This is a genomic window from Pseudomonas sp. GM79 (genome assembly GCF_000282495.1).
Lineage (GTDB): Bacteria > Pseudomonadota > Gammaproteobacteria > Pseudomonadales > Pseudomonadaceae > Aquipseudomonas.
The window spans coordinates 12,908-28,979 of the sequence record NZ_AKJE01000009.1 but is presented as its reverse complement, the minus strand read 5'-3'; the positions used below and the strand labels follow the sequence as shown (position 1 = coordinate 28,979).

The 16,072-nt window shown below is 59.3% G+C and carries 16 protein-coding genes and 1 pseudogene; 7 read left to right on the top strand and 10 right to left on the bottom strand.

Going from position 1 to position 16,072, the window contains the following annotated elements:
* From PMI36_RS27230 to PMI36_RS27240, 3 genes and pseudogenes are all read right to left on the bottom strand, one after another.
* A pseudogene (locus tag PMI36_RS27230) lies at positions 1 to 295 on the bottom strand (4-hydroxythreonine-4-phosphate dehydrogenase PdxA); the annotation flags it as partial.
* Complete coding sequence (locus PMI36_RS27235; RefSeq protein ID WP_008067601.1) at positions 292 to 1,248, bottom strand: amidohydrolase family protein; 957 nt, start codon at positions 1,246 to 1,248, stop codon at positions 292 to 294. The pseudogene PMI36_RS27230 and the gene PMI36_RS27235, both read right to left, overlap by 4 nt.
* Positions 1,241 to 2,512, bottom strand: a complete 1,272-nt coding sequence (locus PMI36_RS27240) for an MFS transporter (protein ID WP_238543561.1) — start codon at positions 2,510 to 2,512, stop codon at positions 1,241 to 1,243. Before PMI36_RS27240 ends, PMI36_RS27235 begins: the two co-directional genes overlap by 8 nt.
* Positions 2,513 to 2,953: 441 nt before the next feature.
* Between PMI36_RS27240 and PMI36_RS27245 the strand changes: the two genes are divergently transcribed.
* The 4 genes from PMI36_RS27245 to PMI36_RS27260 all read left to right on the top strand — a co-directional run bounded on the left by PMI36_RS27245 (position 2,954) and on the right by PMI36_RS27260 (position 7,090).
* Positions 2,954 to 3,967: a Bug family tripartite tricarboxylate transporter substrate binding protein gene (locus PMI36_RS27245; protein WP_008067598.1), complete on the top strand. Its 1,014-nt coding sequence runs from the start codon at positions 2,954 to 2,956 to the stop codon at positions 3,965 to 3,967.
* A 52-nt stretch (positions 3,968 to 4,019) separates the two neighbouring features.
* Positions 4,020 to 4,553, top strand: a complete 534-nt coding sequence (locus tag PMI36_RS27250; RefSeq protein ID WP_008067597.1) for a tripartite tricarboxylate transporter TctB family protein — start codon at positions 4,020 to 4,022, stop codon at positions 4,551 to 4,553.
* Positions 4,550 to 6,079 (top strand): tripartite tricarboxylate transporter permease, encoded by a 1,530-nt coding sequence (locus tag PMI36_RS27255; protein ID WP_008067594.1) that lies wholly within the window; start codon positions 4,550 to 4,552, stop codon positions 6,077 to 6,079. Before PMI36_RS27250 ends, PMI36_RS27255 begins: the two co-directional genes overlap by 4 nt.
* 69 nt (positions 6,080 to 6,148) lie before the next feature.
* Positions 6,149 to 7,090: a LysR family transcriptional regulator gene (locus tag PMI36_RS27260; protein ID WP_008067592.1), complete on the top strand. Its 942-nt coding sequence runs from the start codon at positions 6,149 to 6,151 to the stop codon at positions 7,088 to 7,090.
* Positions 7,091 to 7,201: 111 nt separating this feature from the next.
* On the opposite strand, the gene PMI36_RS27265 is transcribed toward PMI36_RS27260, so the two are convergent.
* Together PMI36_RS27265 and cysK are read right to left on the bottom strand one after the other, a co-directional pair.
* Positions 7,202 to 8,140, bottom strand: a complete 939-nt coding sequence (locus PMI36_RS27265) for an aspartyl/asparaginyl beta-hydroxylase domain-containing protein (RefSeq protein WP_008067590.1) — start codon at positions 8,138 to 8,140, stop codon at positions 7,202 to 7,204.
* Between the two features lie 306 nt (positions 8,141 to 8,446).
* A complete protein-coding gene (cysK, locus tag PMI36_RS27270; RefSeq protein ID WP_008067581.1) occupies positions 8,447 to 9,421 on the bottom strand; it encodes a cysteine synthase A in 975 nt (324 codons plus the stop codon).
* A 126-nt stretch (positions 9,422 to 9,547) separates the two neighbouring features.
* Here cysK and PMI36_RS27275 point away from each other — a divergent pair, with 126 nt between their 5' ends.
* Positions 9,548 to 10,624 carry a DUF748 domain-containing protein gene (locus PMI36_RS27275; protein WP_008067579.1) on the top strand — a complete coding sequence of 359 codons (1,077 nt, stop codon included), beginning with the start codon at positions 9,548 to 9,550 and terminating at the stop codon, positions 10,622 to 10,624.
* Here PMI36_RS27275 and PMI36_RS27280 read toward each other — a convergent pair.
* Complete coding sequence (locus PMI36_RS27280) at positions 10,621 to 11,124, bottom strand: DUF2442 domain-containing protein (protein WP_008067578.1); 504 nt, start codon at positions 11,122 to 11,124, stop codon at positions 10,621 to 10,623. The genes PMI36_RS27275 and PMI36_RS27280 overlap by 4 nt on opposite strands.
* Complete coding sequence (locus PMI36_RS27285) at positions 11,112 to 11,342, bottom strand: DUF4160 domain-containing protein (protein ID WP_032830069.1); 231 nt, start codon at positions 11,340 to 11,342, stop codon at positions 11,112 to 11,114. The genes PMI36_RS27280 and PMI36_RS27285 overlap by 13 nt, the downstream gene beginning before the upstream one ends.
* 202 nt (positions 11,343 to 11,544) lie before the next feature.
* Here PMI36_RS27285 and PMI36_RS27290 point away from each other — a divergent pair, with 202 nt between their 5' ends.
* Together PMI36_RS27290 and PMI36_RS27295 are read left to right on the top strand one after the other, a co-directional pair.
* A complete protein-coding gene (locus PMI36_RS27290) occupies positions 11,545 to 12,390 on the top strand; it encodes an AAA family ATPase (protein ID WP_008067574.1) in 846 nt (281 codons plus the stop codon).
* Between the two features lie 11 nt (positions 12,391 to 12,401).
* Entirely contained in the window at positions 12,402 to 13,580 is a 1,179-nt protein-coding gene (locus PMI36_RS27295) for a vWA domain-containing protein (protein WP_008067571.1), read from the top strand.
* A gap of 105 nt (positions 13,581 to 13,685) precedes the next feature.
* Here the strand turns inward: PMI36_RS27295 and PMI36_RS27300 are convergent, their stop codons facing one another.
* From PMI36_RS27300 to PMI36_RS27310, 3 genes are read right to left on the bottom strand one after another with little or no spacing between them, the layout of a single operon-like run.
* A complete protein-coding gene (locus PMI36_RS27300; RefSeq protein ID WP_008067569.1) occupies positions 13,686 to 14,612 on the bottom strand; it encodes a biotin-dependent carboxyltransferase family protein in 927 nt (308 codons plus the stop codon).
* Positions 14,609 to 15,313, bottom strand: coding sequence for a 5-oxoprolinase subunit PxpB (pxpB, locus tag PMI36_RS27305; RefSeq protein WP_008067568.1), 705 nt, complete (start codon positions 15,311 to 15,313; stop codon positions 14,609 to 14,611). The genes PMI36_RS27300 and pxpB overlap by 4 nt, the downstream gene beginning before the upstream one ends.
* Entirely contained in the window at positions 15,310 to 16,062 is a 753-nt protein-coding gene (locus PMI36_RS27310) for a 5-oxoprolinase subunit PxpA (protein WP_008067565.1), read from the bottom strand. The genes pxpB and PMI36_RS27310 overlap by 4 nt, the downstream gene beginning before the upstream one ends.
* Positions 16,063 to 16,072 lie beyond the last annotated feature (10 nt).

Sequence of the window (16,072 nt, the reverse complement as noted above, 5' to 3'; positions counted from 1 at the left end):
GGCGCCCGCCGATGACACTGGCTTCGCTGCGCGGGAACTCGCCAATGGTGTCGCCACGGAAGTCATAGAACAGCGGCGTGTCATCGCGAAAATCCAATTGATCCAGAGATTCGATGCGACGGTAAGGAAACTCTGTCCCGGCGATGCGCATGCCGCGACGCATTTCCGCTTCATCGGCAATCAGGATCACATTCGCCTGGCTACGCACTTGAGGCTCTGCGAGCAGGCGTGCGATCAGTTCCGGGCCGATGCCGGCCGGGTCACCCAGGACCATGGCGATGGTCGTCTTGTTCATGCTTCACTCCTCAAGGTTTCAGGCCATGTTCGGTCAATGGCACAAGGTTCACAGCGATAAACCCGCTGCGCGTTGCTGTAGAAAAGCCGTTCCTGATCGGCACCTGGCAGATCTGCAACGATGGATTTGAAACCGCTGTAAATGTCATCAAACGAGCCGCACAGGCTGTCCACCGGAAAGTTGCTGGCGAACATCGCCCGATCAGTGCCGAACATGGCGATCACTTCACGCACGATCCAGGCGTTGTCTTTGGCGCGCCATGCCTGGCCACCCTGCCCAAGACCGGAAATCTTCACCTGCACGTTCGGCCATTCGGCTAGCCGCGCCATCGCCAGACGCCAACCTGCCAGGCCTTCGGCACTGCGGTCATTGGGCAACCCGGCGTGATTGAGAATCAGCGTGGTACCGGGAAAGTCCCGAGCCAGCCGTTCGGCTTCGTGCAGGTTCCACCACGGGGTCTGCAAATCGAAATGCAAGTCCAGCCCTTCGAGGGCGGCAAAACTGCGCCGCCAGTGTTCGTCGCTCATCAGGCTGCGAACATGGCCAACTTGCGCAGGCGTGGTCGGGCCGCCGGGTTTGTGGCGCACGCTGCGTACACACTTGAAACTGGCTTGTTCGGCGAGCACTGCAATGGCGTCCGGATGATCGAGCCAGGCTTGCGCCACGACCGCGTTCGGGACGCCGTATCGGACGGCCAGCCCCTCGATGAAAAGGGTTTCGCCAATCGGGTCTTGCGGGTCCCATTCAGTCTCGACGTACACCGTTTGCACCACGCGATGCTGGCCAGCGTCAGCGAAATAGTCTTCGGGAAAGTAGCGACGTTTGATCGCGCTGTAATCACCGTAGCGAAAGGGAATGTTGGCTTCGGGCGCCAGCCACGGATGGTCATTGATCGACGGATCCCAGAAGTGATGATGGGCATCGATGATGGGACCGTTCCACAACTCACCCATGACGCACCTCCTCAAGACTGATGAATAAAGTTGCCAGCACGAACACCGCCGAGCACACCGCAAAGAAGCCCAGCACCGACGCAAAACCACCGGTCATTTGCACAATGATTCCCACCAGGATCGGCACCGCAATCCCGCCCGTGCTGCCGGCCATATTCATCACGCCGCCGATCAGGCCGACCCGCGCCGGTGCCGCCAGCAGCGCCGGGAAGCTCCAGTAGAGGCTGCCCCACATCAAGAAAAACGCGGTCATGGCCAACAACGCCACGGCCGCAAAAGGATTGCTCAGGGCCGGCAGCAGCAGGAACGCACCGAGGGCCACCAGGCCGGAAAACGCCAGCAGACTCTTGACCGCCACACCGCGGCTGACGCCCTTGCGGATCAACCCGTCGCAGAGGAAACCACCGGTCAACGAACCCAACGCGCCGCACACGAAGATCACGAACGTCGCAGCGCCAATGCCCTTGATATCGAAGCCGCGAGCCTGGGCCAGATAACTCGGCCCCCAGGTCAGCAGACCGAAATACACCATCGCCCAGCAGGCACGACCAATCAGCAAACCACTCAGGGATCGTGCGGCAATGCCCAGGCCCTTGACCGGAATGCGCGCAGCTTCGGCGGCAGGAGTGGCGCGTCCGGCGTTGATTTTCTCCAGTTCCGCCGCATTCACTTGCGGGTGACTGGCAGGGTCATCGCGCAGATACCGCCACGCCAGCCAGGCCAGGACTAGGGTCGCGATGCCAGCGATCACGAACGCCAGGCGCCATGAGTCCAGCGAAGCAATCAGATAAGCAATGATCAAACCGCCAAGTGCCACGCCCAACGGGCTGCCGCTGTCCATCAGCACCGCGCCGCGACTGCGCTCGCTCGGTGCCAGCCACAGGGAAATCAGCTTGCCGCCCGAAGGGAACAACGGTGCTTCCGCAGCCCCCAGGGCCACCCGCGCGAAGAGCAACGACAAGCCGCCGGTGGCAAAGGCCGCCAGTACCTGAAACGTTCCCCATAATCCGGTGGACCAACTGATGACTCGGTGCGGCCCGAAGCGATCAATCATCCAGCCGCCGGGAATCTGCAGCAGCGCATAGGCCCAGAAGAAGCTGCTGAGAATCAGCCCTTGCATGCTCGGTGACAGGGAAAACTCATGGGCGATGGTCGGCATTGCAATGGACAGCGACACCCGATCGATCAGGTTGACCATGGTCAAGGCAAAGATGATCGCAAAGATCCGCCAGCGCACGCTGCTGGCTTTGCTGGTACCGGCCATCAAATTCGACGCTGCCGTTGGCTGGACATCTGCGCCGGGCAGATGCAGGGAAGCACTGGGACGAGCCATGGTGCATACCTCGTTTTATTATTGTTGTGAATTGCAACTTTGCCGCTTCATGGCGGCGCTGGTGAGCACTATCGAAGGCTCAGTGATAACCGTCTAATCAAAACTTGAAATAAGGCGATAGCCTCGGGTTATGGCATACCCTGCTTTCGGGAGGCTTTCAACGCTTGGCGCAGGGGTCGACTTTGCGCTTGAACGGCTCAGGCGCACAGGGATCAGCGACAAAATGCGCTTTTCTCGGTCATCACCTATAACCCCAGGCTATCGGTGTATGTATTGTTTTGACTAGACGCCGGACCGCAGGCTTCCCACACTCAGGCCAGGCTTGCGGCTTTCCCAAGTCACTCATAACAACTACAAAAACGAGGCCCTTCCATGCGAAATGCATTCGTCCGTCGCACTTCCCGTCTGTTTCTTGGCTGCACGCTGGTCGCCGCCGGCGCCCTTCCCGCTCTGGCTCACGCCTGGCAACCGGACAAGAACGTCGAAATCGTTGTCGCTGGCGGTCCCGGTGGCGGCACCGATCAACTCGGCCGACTGATCCAGTCGATCATCACCACACACAAGTTCCTTGACGTGAATACCATCGTCCTCAACAAGGGCGGCGGCAACGGCGCCGAAGCGTTTCTCGACCTGAAAATGAATAAGGGTGATCCGGAAAAACTGGTGATCGGCACCAACAACATCTATCTGTTGCCACTGGTGTCCAAGCTCGGTTATCAATGGCAGGAACTGACCCCCATCGCGGCAGTGGCCGAGGACGACTTCATCCTCTGGAGCTACAAAGGTGCGCCGTGGAAGGATGCGAAAAGCTTCTACGAAGCGGCCAAGGCCGACCCGTCGAAACTGCGCATGGGTGGCAGCCAGTCCAAGGATGTCGACCAGACATTGACCCTGCTGCTGAACCAGACCAACAACAGTAAGCTGGTGTACATCCCCTTCAAGAGCGGCAGTGAAGCCGCGACCCAACTGGCCGGCAAACACATCGCCGCCAACGTCAACAACCCCAGCGAAAGCATCAGCCAGTGGCGCGGCGATCAGGTCGAACCGCTCTGCGTGTTCAGTAAGCAACGCATGAGCTACACCGAGAAAGTCGCCGGCGAAAAATCCTGGGCCGACGTTCCGACCTGTCACGAGCAAGGCCTGGGCATCGATCAGTATCGCTTCCCACGCACCGTGTTCATGCCCGGCGAAGTCACCGCCGAACAGCGGGCGTTCTATGTCGAGTTGATGCGCAAAGTCACCGAGACGCCGGAGTTCAAGGCCTACGTCAAGCAGAACGCACTGGTGCCGACCTTCCTCGAAGGCGAGCCACTGACTGCTTACATCGAGAAAGACACCGCTCGCGTTACGCCGGTGTTCAAAGAAGCCGGCTGGCTGAAAAACTGAGTTGTTTGCGGCCGTTCGCCTGCGCACGGCCGTCACCTCTGGAGGTGCTTTCATGTCCCATTCTTCGGATTCACCGGCGCTGGTCGGTACCCGCTGGGTCGAACTCGGCCTGACACTCTTCACCACGCTGATCGGCGCGGTGGTGATGTACGGCAGCGTCGAACAAGGTATCGGCTGGGGCGATTCCGGCCCCGAGCCGGGTTACTTTCCCTTCTACATTGGCCTGTTGCTGAGCGCCGCAAGCGTGGGCAACGGTGTGTTGACCCTGGTGCGCTGGCAAGCCCTGAGCCTTTCATTCGTCAGCCGCAGTGCGTTCAAACAGGTGTTATCGGTGTTTATCCCGATTGCGCTGTTCGTCGGCGCCATGCCGTTCACTGGCATCTACGTGGCATCGGCCTGTTTCATCGCCTGGTTCATGTGGCGTGACAAGGTCCGCGTCAAACCGTATGGCAAGTTGGCGATCAGCGGCGTGTCCCTCGGCGCGGTGCTCGCCAGCTACCTGATTTTCGCGCTGTGGTTCAAGGTCCCGCTGGATGCCGGCCCGATGGGCGACTGGATTGCTCTGGCCGGGAGAACCTTCAAATGAGCGAGTTCGATTCTCTGCTGCAAGGCATGAACCTGATCCTGACCCCGGGCCATATCGGCCTGATGGTGATCGGTGTGCTGCTGGGCATTCTGGTCGGCGTGTTGCCCGGCCTCGGCGCCCCGAATGGCGTGGCGTTGTTGCTGCCGCTGACGTTCACCATGTCGCCAGTGTCGGCGATCATTTTGCTGTCGTGCATGTATTGGGGCGCGCTGTTCGGCGGCTCGATCACCTCGATTCTGTTCAACATCCCCGGCGAGCCCTCATCGGTGGCGACCACCTTCGACGGCTACCCGATGGCCCGCGAAGGTCGCGCCGCCGAAGCCCTGACCGCTGCGTTCAGCTCGGCGTTGATCGGCGCGTTGGCCGGGGTGTTGTTGCTGACGTTCCTGTCGACAAAAATTGCTGCGTTCGCCATGTCTTTCAGCTCGCCGGAGTTCTTCGCGGTATACCTGCTGGCATTCTGCACGTTCATCGGCATGAGCAAGAACCCGCCGCTGAAAACCGTGGTCGCGATGATGATAGGTTTCGCCATGGCTGCGGTCGGCATGGACACCGTGTCCGGCAACCTGCGCTTGACGTTCGACCAGCCGATCCTGATGACCGGGATCAGCTTCGAAGTGGCGGTCATCGGCCTGTTCGGCATTGGCGAAATCCTCTGCACGGTGGAGGAAGGCCTGGTGTTTCGCGGTGAGCATGCGCGCATCACGCCGATGATCATCCTGCGCACGTGGGCCAAGTTGCCGCGCTACTGGTGGACGATTGTGCGCAGCACCCTGGTCGGTTGCTGGATGGGCATCACGCCGGGCGGCCCGACGGCGGCATCGTTCATGAGTTACAGCCTGGCGCGGCGCTTTTCGAAGAATCGCGAGAACTTCGGCAAGGGTGAACTCGAAGGCGTGATCGCCCCGGAAACCGCCGACCACGCGGCCGGCACCAGCGCCCTGCTGCCGATGCTGACGCTGGGCATTCCCGGTTCGGCAACGGCAGCAGTGATGCTCGGAGGCTTGATGATCTGGGGCCTGCACCCGGGCCCGACGCTGTTCGTCGAGCAACATGACTTCGTCTGGGGCCTGATCGCCAGCATGTACCTGGGCAACGTCGTCAGCTTGATTGTGGTGTTGGCCACCGTGCCGCTGTTCGCTTCGATCCTGCGCATTCCGTTCTCGATCATTGCGCCGATCATCATCATGGTCTGCGCTATCGGTGCGTACTCGGTGCATAACTCGTTCTTCGACGTGGTGCTGATGCTCGGCTTCGGCGCGCTGGGTTATCTGTTCAAGAAACTCGGTTACCCGATCGCGCCGCTAGTGCTGGCGGCGGTGTTGGGGGACAAGGCTGAAGATGCGTTCCGGCAGTCGATGTTGTTCTCCGACGGTCACATCGGGATCTTCTGGTCGAACCCATTGGTGGGTGGCCTGACCACGGCGGCGCTGCTGATGCTGTTCTGGCCGCTGATTTCCAAGGTGCTGCAAACCCTGTTGGGCCTGCGTAAACCCCACGTCGCCAAGCCAAAATCGGTGCTGTGACACAGCAATGCTGGCAACGCCTGACATTTGTTGTCAGGCTTGCCGCAGTCCTTTTTGCGAGCACGGCCCATGACCCGAATTCCTGCTGCCAATGTGATCCACAGTCGACTGCGTCTGCGCCAACTGCGGCTGATGCTGGCGTTGCAGGAATTCGGCTCATTGCGTCGCGCTGCCGACCACATCGGCATGACCCAGCCCGCGGCGACCAAGATGCTGCACGAAGCCGAGGATTTGCTGGGTGTGGAACTGTTTGAGCGCCTGCCTCGGGGTATGCGCTCTACACCCTTCGGGGAAACTGTCATCTACTATGCGCGCATGGTGTTTGCCGAACTCAGTGGCATGCGCGAAGAACTGGTGGCGCTCGAGTCTGGCAACCTTGGGCGGGTCGCGGTTGGCGCGATCCCGGCGCTGGCCTCCGGGCTCTTGACCCGCACCATCGCCACCTTGAAGCAAAGCCATCCACGGTTGTCGATGAGCATTCAGGTCGATACCAGCGACGTGCTGGTACAGGCCCTGTTGCAGGATCAGCTGGATATTGTATTGGGGCGGATTCCGGCCGGTGCGCGAGCCGAAGAGTTGCTGTTCGACAGCCTTGGCGAAGAGGCCTTGTGCGTGATTGCCGGCGCGCAAAATCCACTGGCGAAGGAGAAGCAGCTGAGCTGGGCAGAATTGCAGAACATGACCTGGGTGCTGCAACAACATCCAAGCCCGATGCGCGCGATCATCAATCAGGTATTTCACAACGCACGGGTCGACATCCCCAGCAGCATCGTCGAAACCACGTCGATCATGACCCTGCTCTCATTGATCCAGCAGACCGACATGCTCGGTGTTACACCCGTGTCGGTGGTCGAGGATTATCCCGGCCGTGATCTGCTGGCCGTGTTGCCGATCAAGTTCGAAGCACGGCTGCCACCCTATGGGCTGATCACCCGGCGTCATCGTATTCAGTCGTCGGCGATGCAGGCGTTCATGAATTCGGTGCGGGCCGAGCATGCTCTGGCGAAATAGAACCAGCGCGGCATGAAATGTAATGACTTGGACAAAGGGCTGTAGCAGGTGTCGAGCCCCAGCGGTGCTACGTTCGGCTGCTACAGATCGCGCTACAGTTTTGTAGAAGCCTCAGCCAAGCAGCCAATACCCCAACAACGTCAACACCACCACCGCCACCACCGGCCGCAGTACGCGGTAGGCCTTGGGGTTACGACGCTTCCACTGTTTGACCAGACCGCTGAATTTGTCGCTGAAATTCTTGCTCCTGGCGTAGGCCTGGTTGATCCCGCCAACGCGTTCATCATCAAGGTTCTGGGGTGCCGTGGCGCGCCCCAGCCAGCCGCTGATCGAGCGGTTGATGCGGGTCATCAGACGGTTACTCAGCGGTCGTTCGATGTCGCAGAACAGAATGACTCGAGTTTGCTCGGTTTCATTCTTGACCCAATGCACATAGGTCTCGTCGAACATCACGTCTTCGCCATCACGCCAGGCGTAGACCTGACCGTCGACGAAGATCCGGCAATCGTCGGAGTTCGGCGTCGACAGCCCCAAGTGATAACGCAGGGAGCCGCCGAACGGATCGCGATGCGGGTTGAGGTGACTGCCGCCGGGCAACAGCGCAAACATGGCGCCTTTGACGTTGGGAATTTTGCTGAGCAGTGCCACGGTTTTCGGGCACAGGGCTTCGGCTGATGGCAGTGGTTTGTCGTACCACTTGAGGTAAAAGCGCTTCCAGCCTTTCTTGAAGAACGAACCGAACCCGGCGTCGTTGTTCCTTTCGGCGGCGCGGATGTAGCCCTCGTCAAACAAATGCATCGCTTCGTCGCGAATAACTTCCCAATTGTCCCTCAGCACATCCAGTTCGGGGAACTTGCTGCGGTCCAGGTAGGGTTTGGATGGCACGCTGGAGAACAGGTACATCAGGGCGTTATAAGGTGCGAACAGGGCCGAGTGATTGACGAACTGACGCAGAACCGGCAAACGCGCCTTGCCACGCAAGTGCACATAGAGCGTGCTACCGAGAAACAGCAACAACACCGACGCCTTCGCGACAAAGGAAAAGTTCATCTACAACTCCTTGATAGTAGGTAACTTCGCACAACGCCATTTACCCGACGTGGCAATCGGCCATGATAAACACTACCGGCCTCGGGAAATACCCGCATCACTCAATATTCAGTGTTAAGGATTACGCAACAAACACTTATTAACACAAGGTTCCTGAACGGGGGCTGACCTGAATCAACCGCAGAACCTGTAGGAGCGAGGCTTGCCCGCGAAGAATGCACCGCGTTTTTTTCAAGTATTACGCGTCATCGTTCTTCGCGGGCAAGCCTCGCTCCTACCCGTTTGGCTGCGAAGCAGTCGTAAATGTTATTGCTGATTCTCCTGTTCGGTAAACAGATCACTGAACAGCATGCTCGACAGGTAGCGCTCGCCAGAGTCGGGCAGAATCACCACGATGGTCTTGCCCTGCATTTCCGGGGTTTCGGCCAGGCGCACAGCCACCGCCATGGCGGCGCCGCACGAGATACCGCTCAAAATCCCTTCTTCCTGCATCAGGCGCAGGGCCATTGCCTTGGACTCATCGTCGCTGACCAGTTCGACCCGGTCGACCATCGACAGGTCCAGGTTCTTCGGCACAAAACCAGCGCCGATGCCCTGAATTTTGTGAGGGCTCGGCTTGATCTCTTCACCCGCCATCGCCTGGGTGATCACTGGAGACACCACCGGCTCCACCGCCACCGAGATAATCGGTTTGCCCTGGGTATTCTTGATATACCGCGAAACCCCGGTAATGGTTCCACCTGTCCCGACACCCGCCACCAGTACGTCGACCGCACCGTCGGTGTCGTTCCAGATTTCCGGCCCGGTGGTTTTTTCGTGGATGGCCGGGTTGGCCGGGTTTTCGAACTGCCCCGGCATGAAGTAGGTCGATGGATCACTGGCGAGGATTTCGGCGGCTTTCTCGATCGCGCCTTTCATGCCTTTGGCCGGTTCCGTCAACACCAGTTCGGCGCCAAGGGCTTTGAGCACCTTGCGCCGTTCGATGCTCATGGACGCGGGCATGGTCAATACCAACCGGTAACCGCGGGCAGCGGCAACGAATGCCAGGCCGATGCCGGTATTGCCCGAAGTCGGTTCGATGATGGTCATGCCAGGCTTGAGTTTACCGGTGCTTTCGGCGTCCCAGATCATGTTCGCGCCGATCCGGCACTTGACCGAATAGCCGGGGTTGCGCCCTTCGATCTTGGCCAGGATGGTGACACCACGCGGGGCGATACGGTTGATCTGAACCAGCGGCGTATTGCCAATGGAATGGGCGTTGTCAGCATAAATACGGCTCATGGCTGGGTCCTTGTACAGCGTTGAATTAGCTGTCCAAGGTATGCCTGTTACCCGTGGTCGTCCAGTCAGTCGAACGTCCGCTTACCCCCGCAGTCAATCGCTTTATACCGCCAGAGATTTGCCGCCATGAAGCGTCGATACAGTTGGCCCCTGTGGACCCTCGCCGGCCTCGTTCTGCTGCTGGTTGCCCTGCACATTGCCCTGCCCTACGTGGTGCGCGATTACCTCAACGAAAGATTGGCGAACATGGGTGACTACCGCGGACAGATTACCGACGTAGACCTGGCCCTGTGGCGCGGCGCCTACAAAATCAATGGACTGAAAATCGTCAAGGTCAATGGCAAGGTTCCCGTGCCTTTCGTCAACGCGCCATTGATTGACCTCTCCGTCAGCTGGCACTCGCTCTGGTATGACCACGCGGTGGTGGCCGAGGCGCAGTTCGACAAACCCGAAGTGAACTTCGTCGACGGCGGTGCCAACAAGAAAAACTCCCAGACCGGTGAGGGCACTGACTGGCGGGCACAATTGGAAAAATTGCTGCCGATTACCCTGAATGAAGTGCGGATCAACGACGGGCGGGTCACCTTCCGAAACTTCAATTCAAAACCGCCCGTGAACATGAATGCCACCCAGGTCAATGCCAGCATTTACAACCTGACCAACGTGATCGACACCAAAGGCAAACGCGATGCCCGATTCGACGGCAAGGCTCTGTTGCTGGGGCATGCACCGCTGGAAACCACGGCGACCTTCGATCCGCTGAGCGACTTCCAGGACTTCGAATTTCGCCTGCGCGCCAGGAACCTTGAACTCAAACGCATGAACGACTTCGCCTCGGCCTACGGTAAGTTCGACTTCAATGCCGGCCATGGCGACGTGGTCATCGAAGCCGAAGCCAACAAGGGCCAACTCACCGGCTACATCAAGCCGCTATTGCACGACGTCGATGTGTTCAATTGGCAACAGGATGTGGAGAACAAGGACAAAGGGATTTTTCGCTCCATCTGGGAAGCACTCGTCGGGGGTACCGAGAATGTGCTGAAGAACCAACCGAAAAATCAGTTCGCCACTCGCGTCCAGCTCAGAGGCAGCGTGCATCAACGAGATATCAGCGCATTCGAGGCTTTTTTGCAGATTTTGCGTAATGGTTTCATCGAGGCGTTCAATGCCCAGTACGAACGGCCGAAACCGGATGCCGGTTAGGACTTGCGTGTGACGGTGTAACGACCGGTTTCTTCCGCTGCCCGCGCCGGGTTTGTTTGCTGCTGCAAGAAGTCCCAGCCCAGGCAAGCCAGGGCCAACGACCGCGGCACAGCTTCACGACCACTGCTGTAGCGACTGATACTGCGGGCACTGACGCCCAGCGCCTCGGCCGCCTGATTCAGCGGCAACCCGGTGCGAGCACGCCAATCGATGAAAATACGGGTATTTTCATCTACCGCATTTTGCGCAAGAGCATCCAGATAGAGCGTGTCTGCGCCAATCTGGATATCCAGTTCGGGCCACTCCACGCTCCAGCCATCGTCACCCAAGGCTGCACCTTCAAAAGCACGGCCCTCCAGCAATGGCTGCAACCCCGGGTATGAACGCAGGTCGCGAGTTAGATCGAGGCTCAGTTGCTGCCCATCGATAAAAGTCAGCGCCAGCCTGTAATCCGGCAACGCCTGCACGACCGACAGCCGTGGTCGTTTCATGGGTAACATCGTTTCCAATCCTCCAGCAATTGCACCTGATGGGCCCTGACCCACTCCAGCGCTTCCTTGATAATCAGCGGCGGTGCCTTGCCCATCATCACTTCGAGGGTTTGCAGGCTGAGTATCACGTCCAGGCCGCCACCGGTCAGGTGGACATGGGGCGGCGGATGATCCTTCTCGCGCAACTGAATGCGGTACGTATCGCGAAATCGGTATTTAGTAGACATGCCCCGCAAGCTATCGCCAAAATGGCGATAGCTCAATACTGGCTAGCGGCCGAGACTGAGTCAAGATGTGACGCCCCATTCAGAGACTGAATAAGCCGTCTGCGTTCACAGTCGACCGGGCACCGCGTTATAGTCGGGTACTACAATTATTGCGCCCCGCCCTGCCTCGTTCAGGTCGGCGTTACCGTTCGAGGATTAGCAGATGAAGTTCGAAGGCACCCAGGCCTACGTCGCCACCGATGACCTGAAGCTGGCGGTCAACGCCGCCATCACTCTGGAGCGGCCACTGCTGGTCAAGGGCGAGCCAGGCACCGGCAAGACCATGCTCGCCGAGCAACTGGCCGAGTCCTTCGGCGCCAAGTTGATTACCTGGCACATCAAGTCCACCACCAAGGCGCATCAAGGCCTGTACGAGTACGACGCGGTCAGCCGCCTGCGAGATTCGCAGCTGGGCACGGAAAAGGTTCACGACGTCCGCAACTACCTGAAGAAGGGCAAGCTCTGGGAAGCTTTCGAGTCCGAAGAGCGGGTGATCCTGCTGATCGACGAAATCGACAAGGCCGACATCGAGTTCCCCAACGACTTGCTGCAAGAACTCGACAAGATGGAGTTCTACGTTTACGAGATCGACGAGACCATCAAGGCCAAGAAGCGCCCGATCATCATCATTACCTCCAACAACGAGAAAGAGCTGCCGGACGCCTTCCTGCGCCGCTGCTTCTTCCACTACATCGCCTTCCCGGATCGCATCACGATGCAGCGGATCGTCGACGTGCATTACCCGAATATCAAGAAAGACCTGGTCAGCGAAGCGCTGGACGTATTCTTTGACGTACGCAAGGTGCCGGGACTGAAGAAGAAGCCATCGACCTCGGAACTGGTGGACTGGTTGAAACTGCTGATGGCCGACAACATCGGTGAAGCGGTACTGCGCGAGCGCGATCCGACCAAGGCCATTCCACCACTGGCAGGCGCCTTGGTGAAGAATGAACAAGACGTGCAATTGCTTGAGCGCCTGGCGTTCATGAGCCGTCGCGGCACTCGATAAGGGTCAACGCCATGTTGCTCAACCTGTTCAATGAAATGCGTGCGGCCAAGGTGCCGGTCTCGGTACGTGAGCTGCTGGACCTGATCAACGCGCTGAAACAGCGCGTGACCTTCGCCGACATGGACGAGTTCTATTACCTGTCCCGGGCGATCCTGGTGAAGGACGAAAAGCATTTCGACAAGTTCGACCGGGCCTTCGGTGCCTATTTCAAAGGGCTGGAAAAGCTCGACGATCATCTTCAGGCCTTGATCCCCGAAGACTGGCTGCGCAAGGAATTCGAACGTTCCCTGACCGATGAAGAGCGGGCCGCGATCCAGTCCCTGGGTGGCCTGGACAAGCTGATCGAAGAATTCAAGAAGCGCCTGGAAGAACAGAAAGAGCGCCATGCCGGCGGCAACAAGTGGATCGGCACCGGCGGCACCAGCCCGTTTGGCTCCGGTGGCTTCAACCCGGAAGGCATTCGGGTCGGCGATGCCGGCAAGCGTCAAGGCAAAGCGGTCAAGGTCTGGGATCAGCGCGAGTACAAGAACCTCGACGATTCGGTCGAACTGGGCACGCGCAATATCAAGGTCGCCCTGCGGCGCCTGCGTAAATTCGCCCGTCAGGGTGCGGCGGAAGAACTGGACATCGATGGCACCATCGACCACACCGCACGCGATGCCGGGTTGCTGAACATCCAGATGCGTCCGGAACGCCGCAACACCGTCAAGTTGCTGCTGCTGTTCGACATCGGCGGTTCGATGGATGCCCACGTGAAGATCTGCGAAGAACTGTTCTCGGCCTGCAAGACCGAGTTCAAGCACCTGGAGTACTTCTACTTCCACAACTTCATTTATGAATCGGTGTGGAAGAACAACATGCGTCGCACCTCTGAGCGCACCGCCACCCAGGATCTGCTGCACAAGTACGGCGCCGACTACAAAGTGATCTTCATCGGCGATGCCGCCATGGCGCCCTATGAAATCACTCAGGCCGGCGGCAGCGTCGAGCACTGGAATGAAGAAGCCGGGTACGTGTGGATGCAGCGCTTCAAGGAAAAGTACAAGAAGCTCATCTGGATCAACCCATATCCGAAAGACACCTGGGGCTATACCTCATCGACCAACATCGTGCGGGATTTGATTGATGACCAGATGTATCCGCTGACATTGCGGGGGTTGGAGGAAGGGATGCGGTTTCTTTCCAAATAAAGTTTTTTGTTGCCTGTGATGCCGTCTTCGCGAGCAAGCCCGCTCCCACATTTGATCTGTGTACGACAGGGATTCAATGTGGGAGCGGGCTTGCTCGCGAAGCTTTTAGCAATTTGAAAACCGCCGCAAATACTCGACGTGTTCCCGATGAGCCACATCCTGCACCACCGGCCTCAACCGCACCTTCGACCCCGGCAAACACTGCGCCAATCGCGCCAAGGCCAACGGCGTCAACGCCCCCAGTCGCGGATAACCACCAATGGTCTGCCGATCATTGAGCAGCACAATCGGCTGCCCGTCCGGCGGCACCTGGACCGCGCCCAGCGGGATGCCTTCGGAAATCATCGGCTTGCCCTGATACTGCAACGCCGTTCCCAACAGGCGAATACCCATGCGATCGGCGCGGCTGTCGAGGGTCCAGATGCTGTTGAATGCGTCGAACAAACTCTGTCCACTGAACTCGCCGATCTGTGCACCGAGCACCAGGTCCAGCGGCGCATCGAGTTTGAAATCCGGCACCTGTTCGGTTGCCAACTCTCGCAGCAGTAGCAGCGAGCTCCCCGAGTAGCTCAACTGCGCCTCTTTGGCCAACGCCCGCCCCATGCCATCCAGCCCACCGAGCTCCTCACGGACCACCGTTGCGCTACTGCCCAACACCTTTGGCGCATCAAATCCGCCCGGGGCCGCCAAATAAGCCCGAGCGCCAAGCAGTGGCTGGGTGAATTGCAATTGCTGACCTTTGTTCAGCCGGAAACTGCGCCACGGCGCCAATGCCTCGCCATCGATTTGCGCCCCCAGATCCGCCCCGGCCAATGCCAGCACGCAATCTTCCTGAGCAACGACCGTAAACCCGCCGAGGGTGATTTCGATCACCGACGCATCCAGCCCATTGCCCAGCAGCCAATTGGCCCACGACATCGATCGCCAATCCGCTGCCCCGCCCTGGGTCACGCCCAGATGCCGCACGCCAAATCGCCCGGCGTCCTGCAACAGGCACAGCGGTGTACTTGCTTCAATCGTCAGTCGGCTCATGCCAGGGCCTCCAACGGCGTGTCATCACCGCCAAGGTTGATGAACTCGGCATGGCTGACCGCTTCGAAGCGCACGGTGTCGCCCGGTTGCATCAGGCTGTAACCCTCGCGCTCGCGGTCGAACAATTTGGCCGGGGTACGGCCGATAAGGTTCCAGCCGCCGGGGGACACCACCGGATAAGCCGCCGTCTGGCGTTCGGCGATACCAACACTGCCGGCAGCCACTTTTTTGCGCGGGGTATTCATACGCGGTGCAGCCAACACTTCCTCCACCAATCCCATAAAGGCAAACCCCGGCGCGAAGCCCAATGCGAACACTTGATACTCGCGCTCGCTGTGACGACGGATGACCTCTTCCACCGCTAATCCGCTGCGCTGAGACAGTAAAGTCAGTTCCGGACCAACACTCAGGTCGTACCAGACCGGCAACACATGGCATTTACCCCTGGCCCGAGCGTTGGGCGACAGATCAATCAAGGCTTCAGCGATCAACTCTCGCGCCTGGGCCGGATTCAGCGCCGTCAGATCGTAATGCACCATCAACGTTGTGTAGGACGGCACCAGATCGATCAAATGGCGGGCGAAGGCTTCTCGCAGACGCTCGCTGGCGGCGAGCATCCACGGCATATTGGCTTCGCTGATTTCATCGAACAGACGCACCATCAGGCAATCCAGCGCCACCACTTCTACCCGTGGCTTCATGATGCACTCTGCTGATTCAAGGCTTCGCGAATGCGCTGCACGGCGGCCACCGAACTGGCGTTGTCGCCGTGCACGCACAAGGTATTGGCCTGCAAGTGCAAGGCGCTGCCATCGCTGGCCGTGAGCATGCCACCGCGGGCAATGATCAGCGCCTGTTCAATGATCTTCTCGGGATCGTGATGCACGGCGCCCGGCAGTTGCCGCGAGACCAGTCTGCCGGCGCTGTCGTAAGCGCGATCGGCGAAGGCTTCGAACCACAGTGTCACGCCGTATTCATCGCCGAGTTGCTGCGCGGCACTGTTGTCGCGGGTCGCCATCAACATCAATGGCAGCGTCCGGTCGTAGGCCGCCACGGCCTGAATCACCGCGCGCAGTTGCGCCGGGTTGGCCATCATGTCGTTGTACATCGCGCCGTGGGGTTTGACGTAACTCACCCGCCCGCCCTGTGCCCGGCAGATGCCGTCGAGGGCGCCGATCTGGTAATGCAACAGGTCCTGCAGTTCCTGGGCGGTGTAAGCCATGGATCGGCGACCGAACCCCACCAGATCCTGATAGGCCGGATGAGCGCCAATCTGCACCCCGTGGCTCAGGGCCAGGCTGACGGTCTTGCGCATGATGCTCGGGTCGCCGGCGTGGAAACCGCAGGCGATGTTGGCGCAGTCGATGAAGGGCATAACCTCGGCGTCCAGACCCATGGTCCAGTGGCCAAAACTTTCGCCGATGTCGCAGTTCAATAGCAGGCGGTTCACGGTGAACACT

Coding starts and splice junctions, on each gene's coding strand:
- PMI36_RS27295 (WP_008067571.1), top strand. CDS start 12,402: ATGTTGCTCAACCTGTTCAATGAAATGCGTGCGGCCAAGGTGCCGGTC.
- PMI36_RS27250 (WP_008067597.1), top strand. CDS start 4,020: ATGTCCCATTCTTCGGATTCACCGGCGCTGGTCGGTACCCGCTGGGTC.
- PMI36_RS27235 (WP_008067601.1), bottom strand. CDS start 1,248: ATGGGTGAGTTGTGGAACGGTCCCATCATCGATGCCCATCATCACTTC.
- PMI36_RS27285 (WP_032830069.1), bottom strand. CDS start 11,342: ATGTCTACTAAATACCGATTTCGCGATACGTACCGCATTCAGTTGCGC.
- PMI36_RS27260 (WP_008067592.1), top strand. CDS start 6,149: ATGACCCGAATTCCTGCTGCCAATGTGATCCACAGTCGACTGCGTCTG.
- PMI36_RS27240 (WP_238543561.1), bottom strand. CDS start 2,512: ATGGCCGGTACCAGCAAAGCCAGCAGCGTGCGCTGGCGGATCTTTGCG.
- cysK (WP_008067581.1), bottom strand. CDS start 9,421: ATGAGCCGTATTTATGCTGACAACGCCCATTCCATTGGCAATACGCCG.
- PMI36_RS27300 (WP_008067569.1), bottom strand. CDS start 14,612: ATGAGCCGACTGACGATTGAAGCAAGTACACCGCTGTGCCTGTTGCAG.
- PMI36_RS27275 (WP_008067579.1), top strand. CDS start 9,548: ATGAAGCGTCGATACAGTTGGCCCCTGTGGACCCTCGCCGGCCTCGTT.
- PMI36_RS27290 (WP_008067574.1), top strand. CDS start 11,545: ATGAAGTTCGAAGGCACCCAGGCCTACGTCGCCACCGATGACCTGAAG.
- PMI36_RS27255 (WP_008067594.1), top strand. CDS start 4,550: ATGAGCGAGTTCGATTCTCTGCTGCAAGGCATGAACCTGATCCTGACC.
- PMI36_RS27265 (WP_008067590.1), bottom strand. CDS start 8,140: ATGAACTTTTCCTTTGTCGCGAAGGCGTCGGTGTTGTTGCTGTTTCTC.
- PMI36_RS27280 (WP_008067578.1), bottom strand. CDS start 11,124: ATGTTACCCATGAAACGACCACGGCTGTCGGTCGTGCAGGCGTTGCCG.
- pxpB (WP_008067568.1), bottom strand. CDS start 15,313: ATGAAGCCACGGGTAGAAGTGGTGGCGCTGGATTGCCTGATGGTGCGT.
- PMI36_RS27245 (WP_008067598.1), top strand. CDS start 2,954: ATGCGAAATGCATTCGTCCGTCGCACTTCCCGTCTGTTTCTTGGCTGC.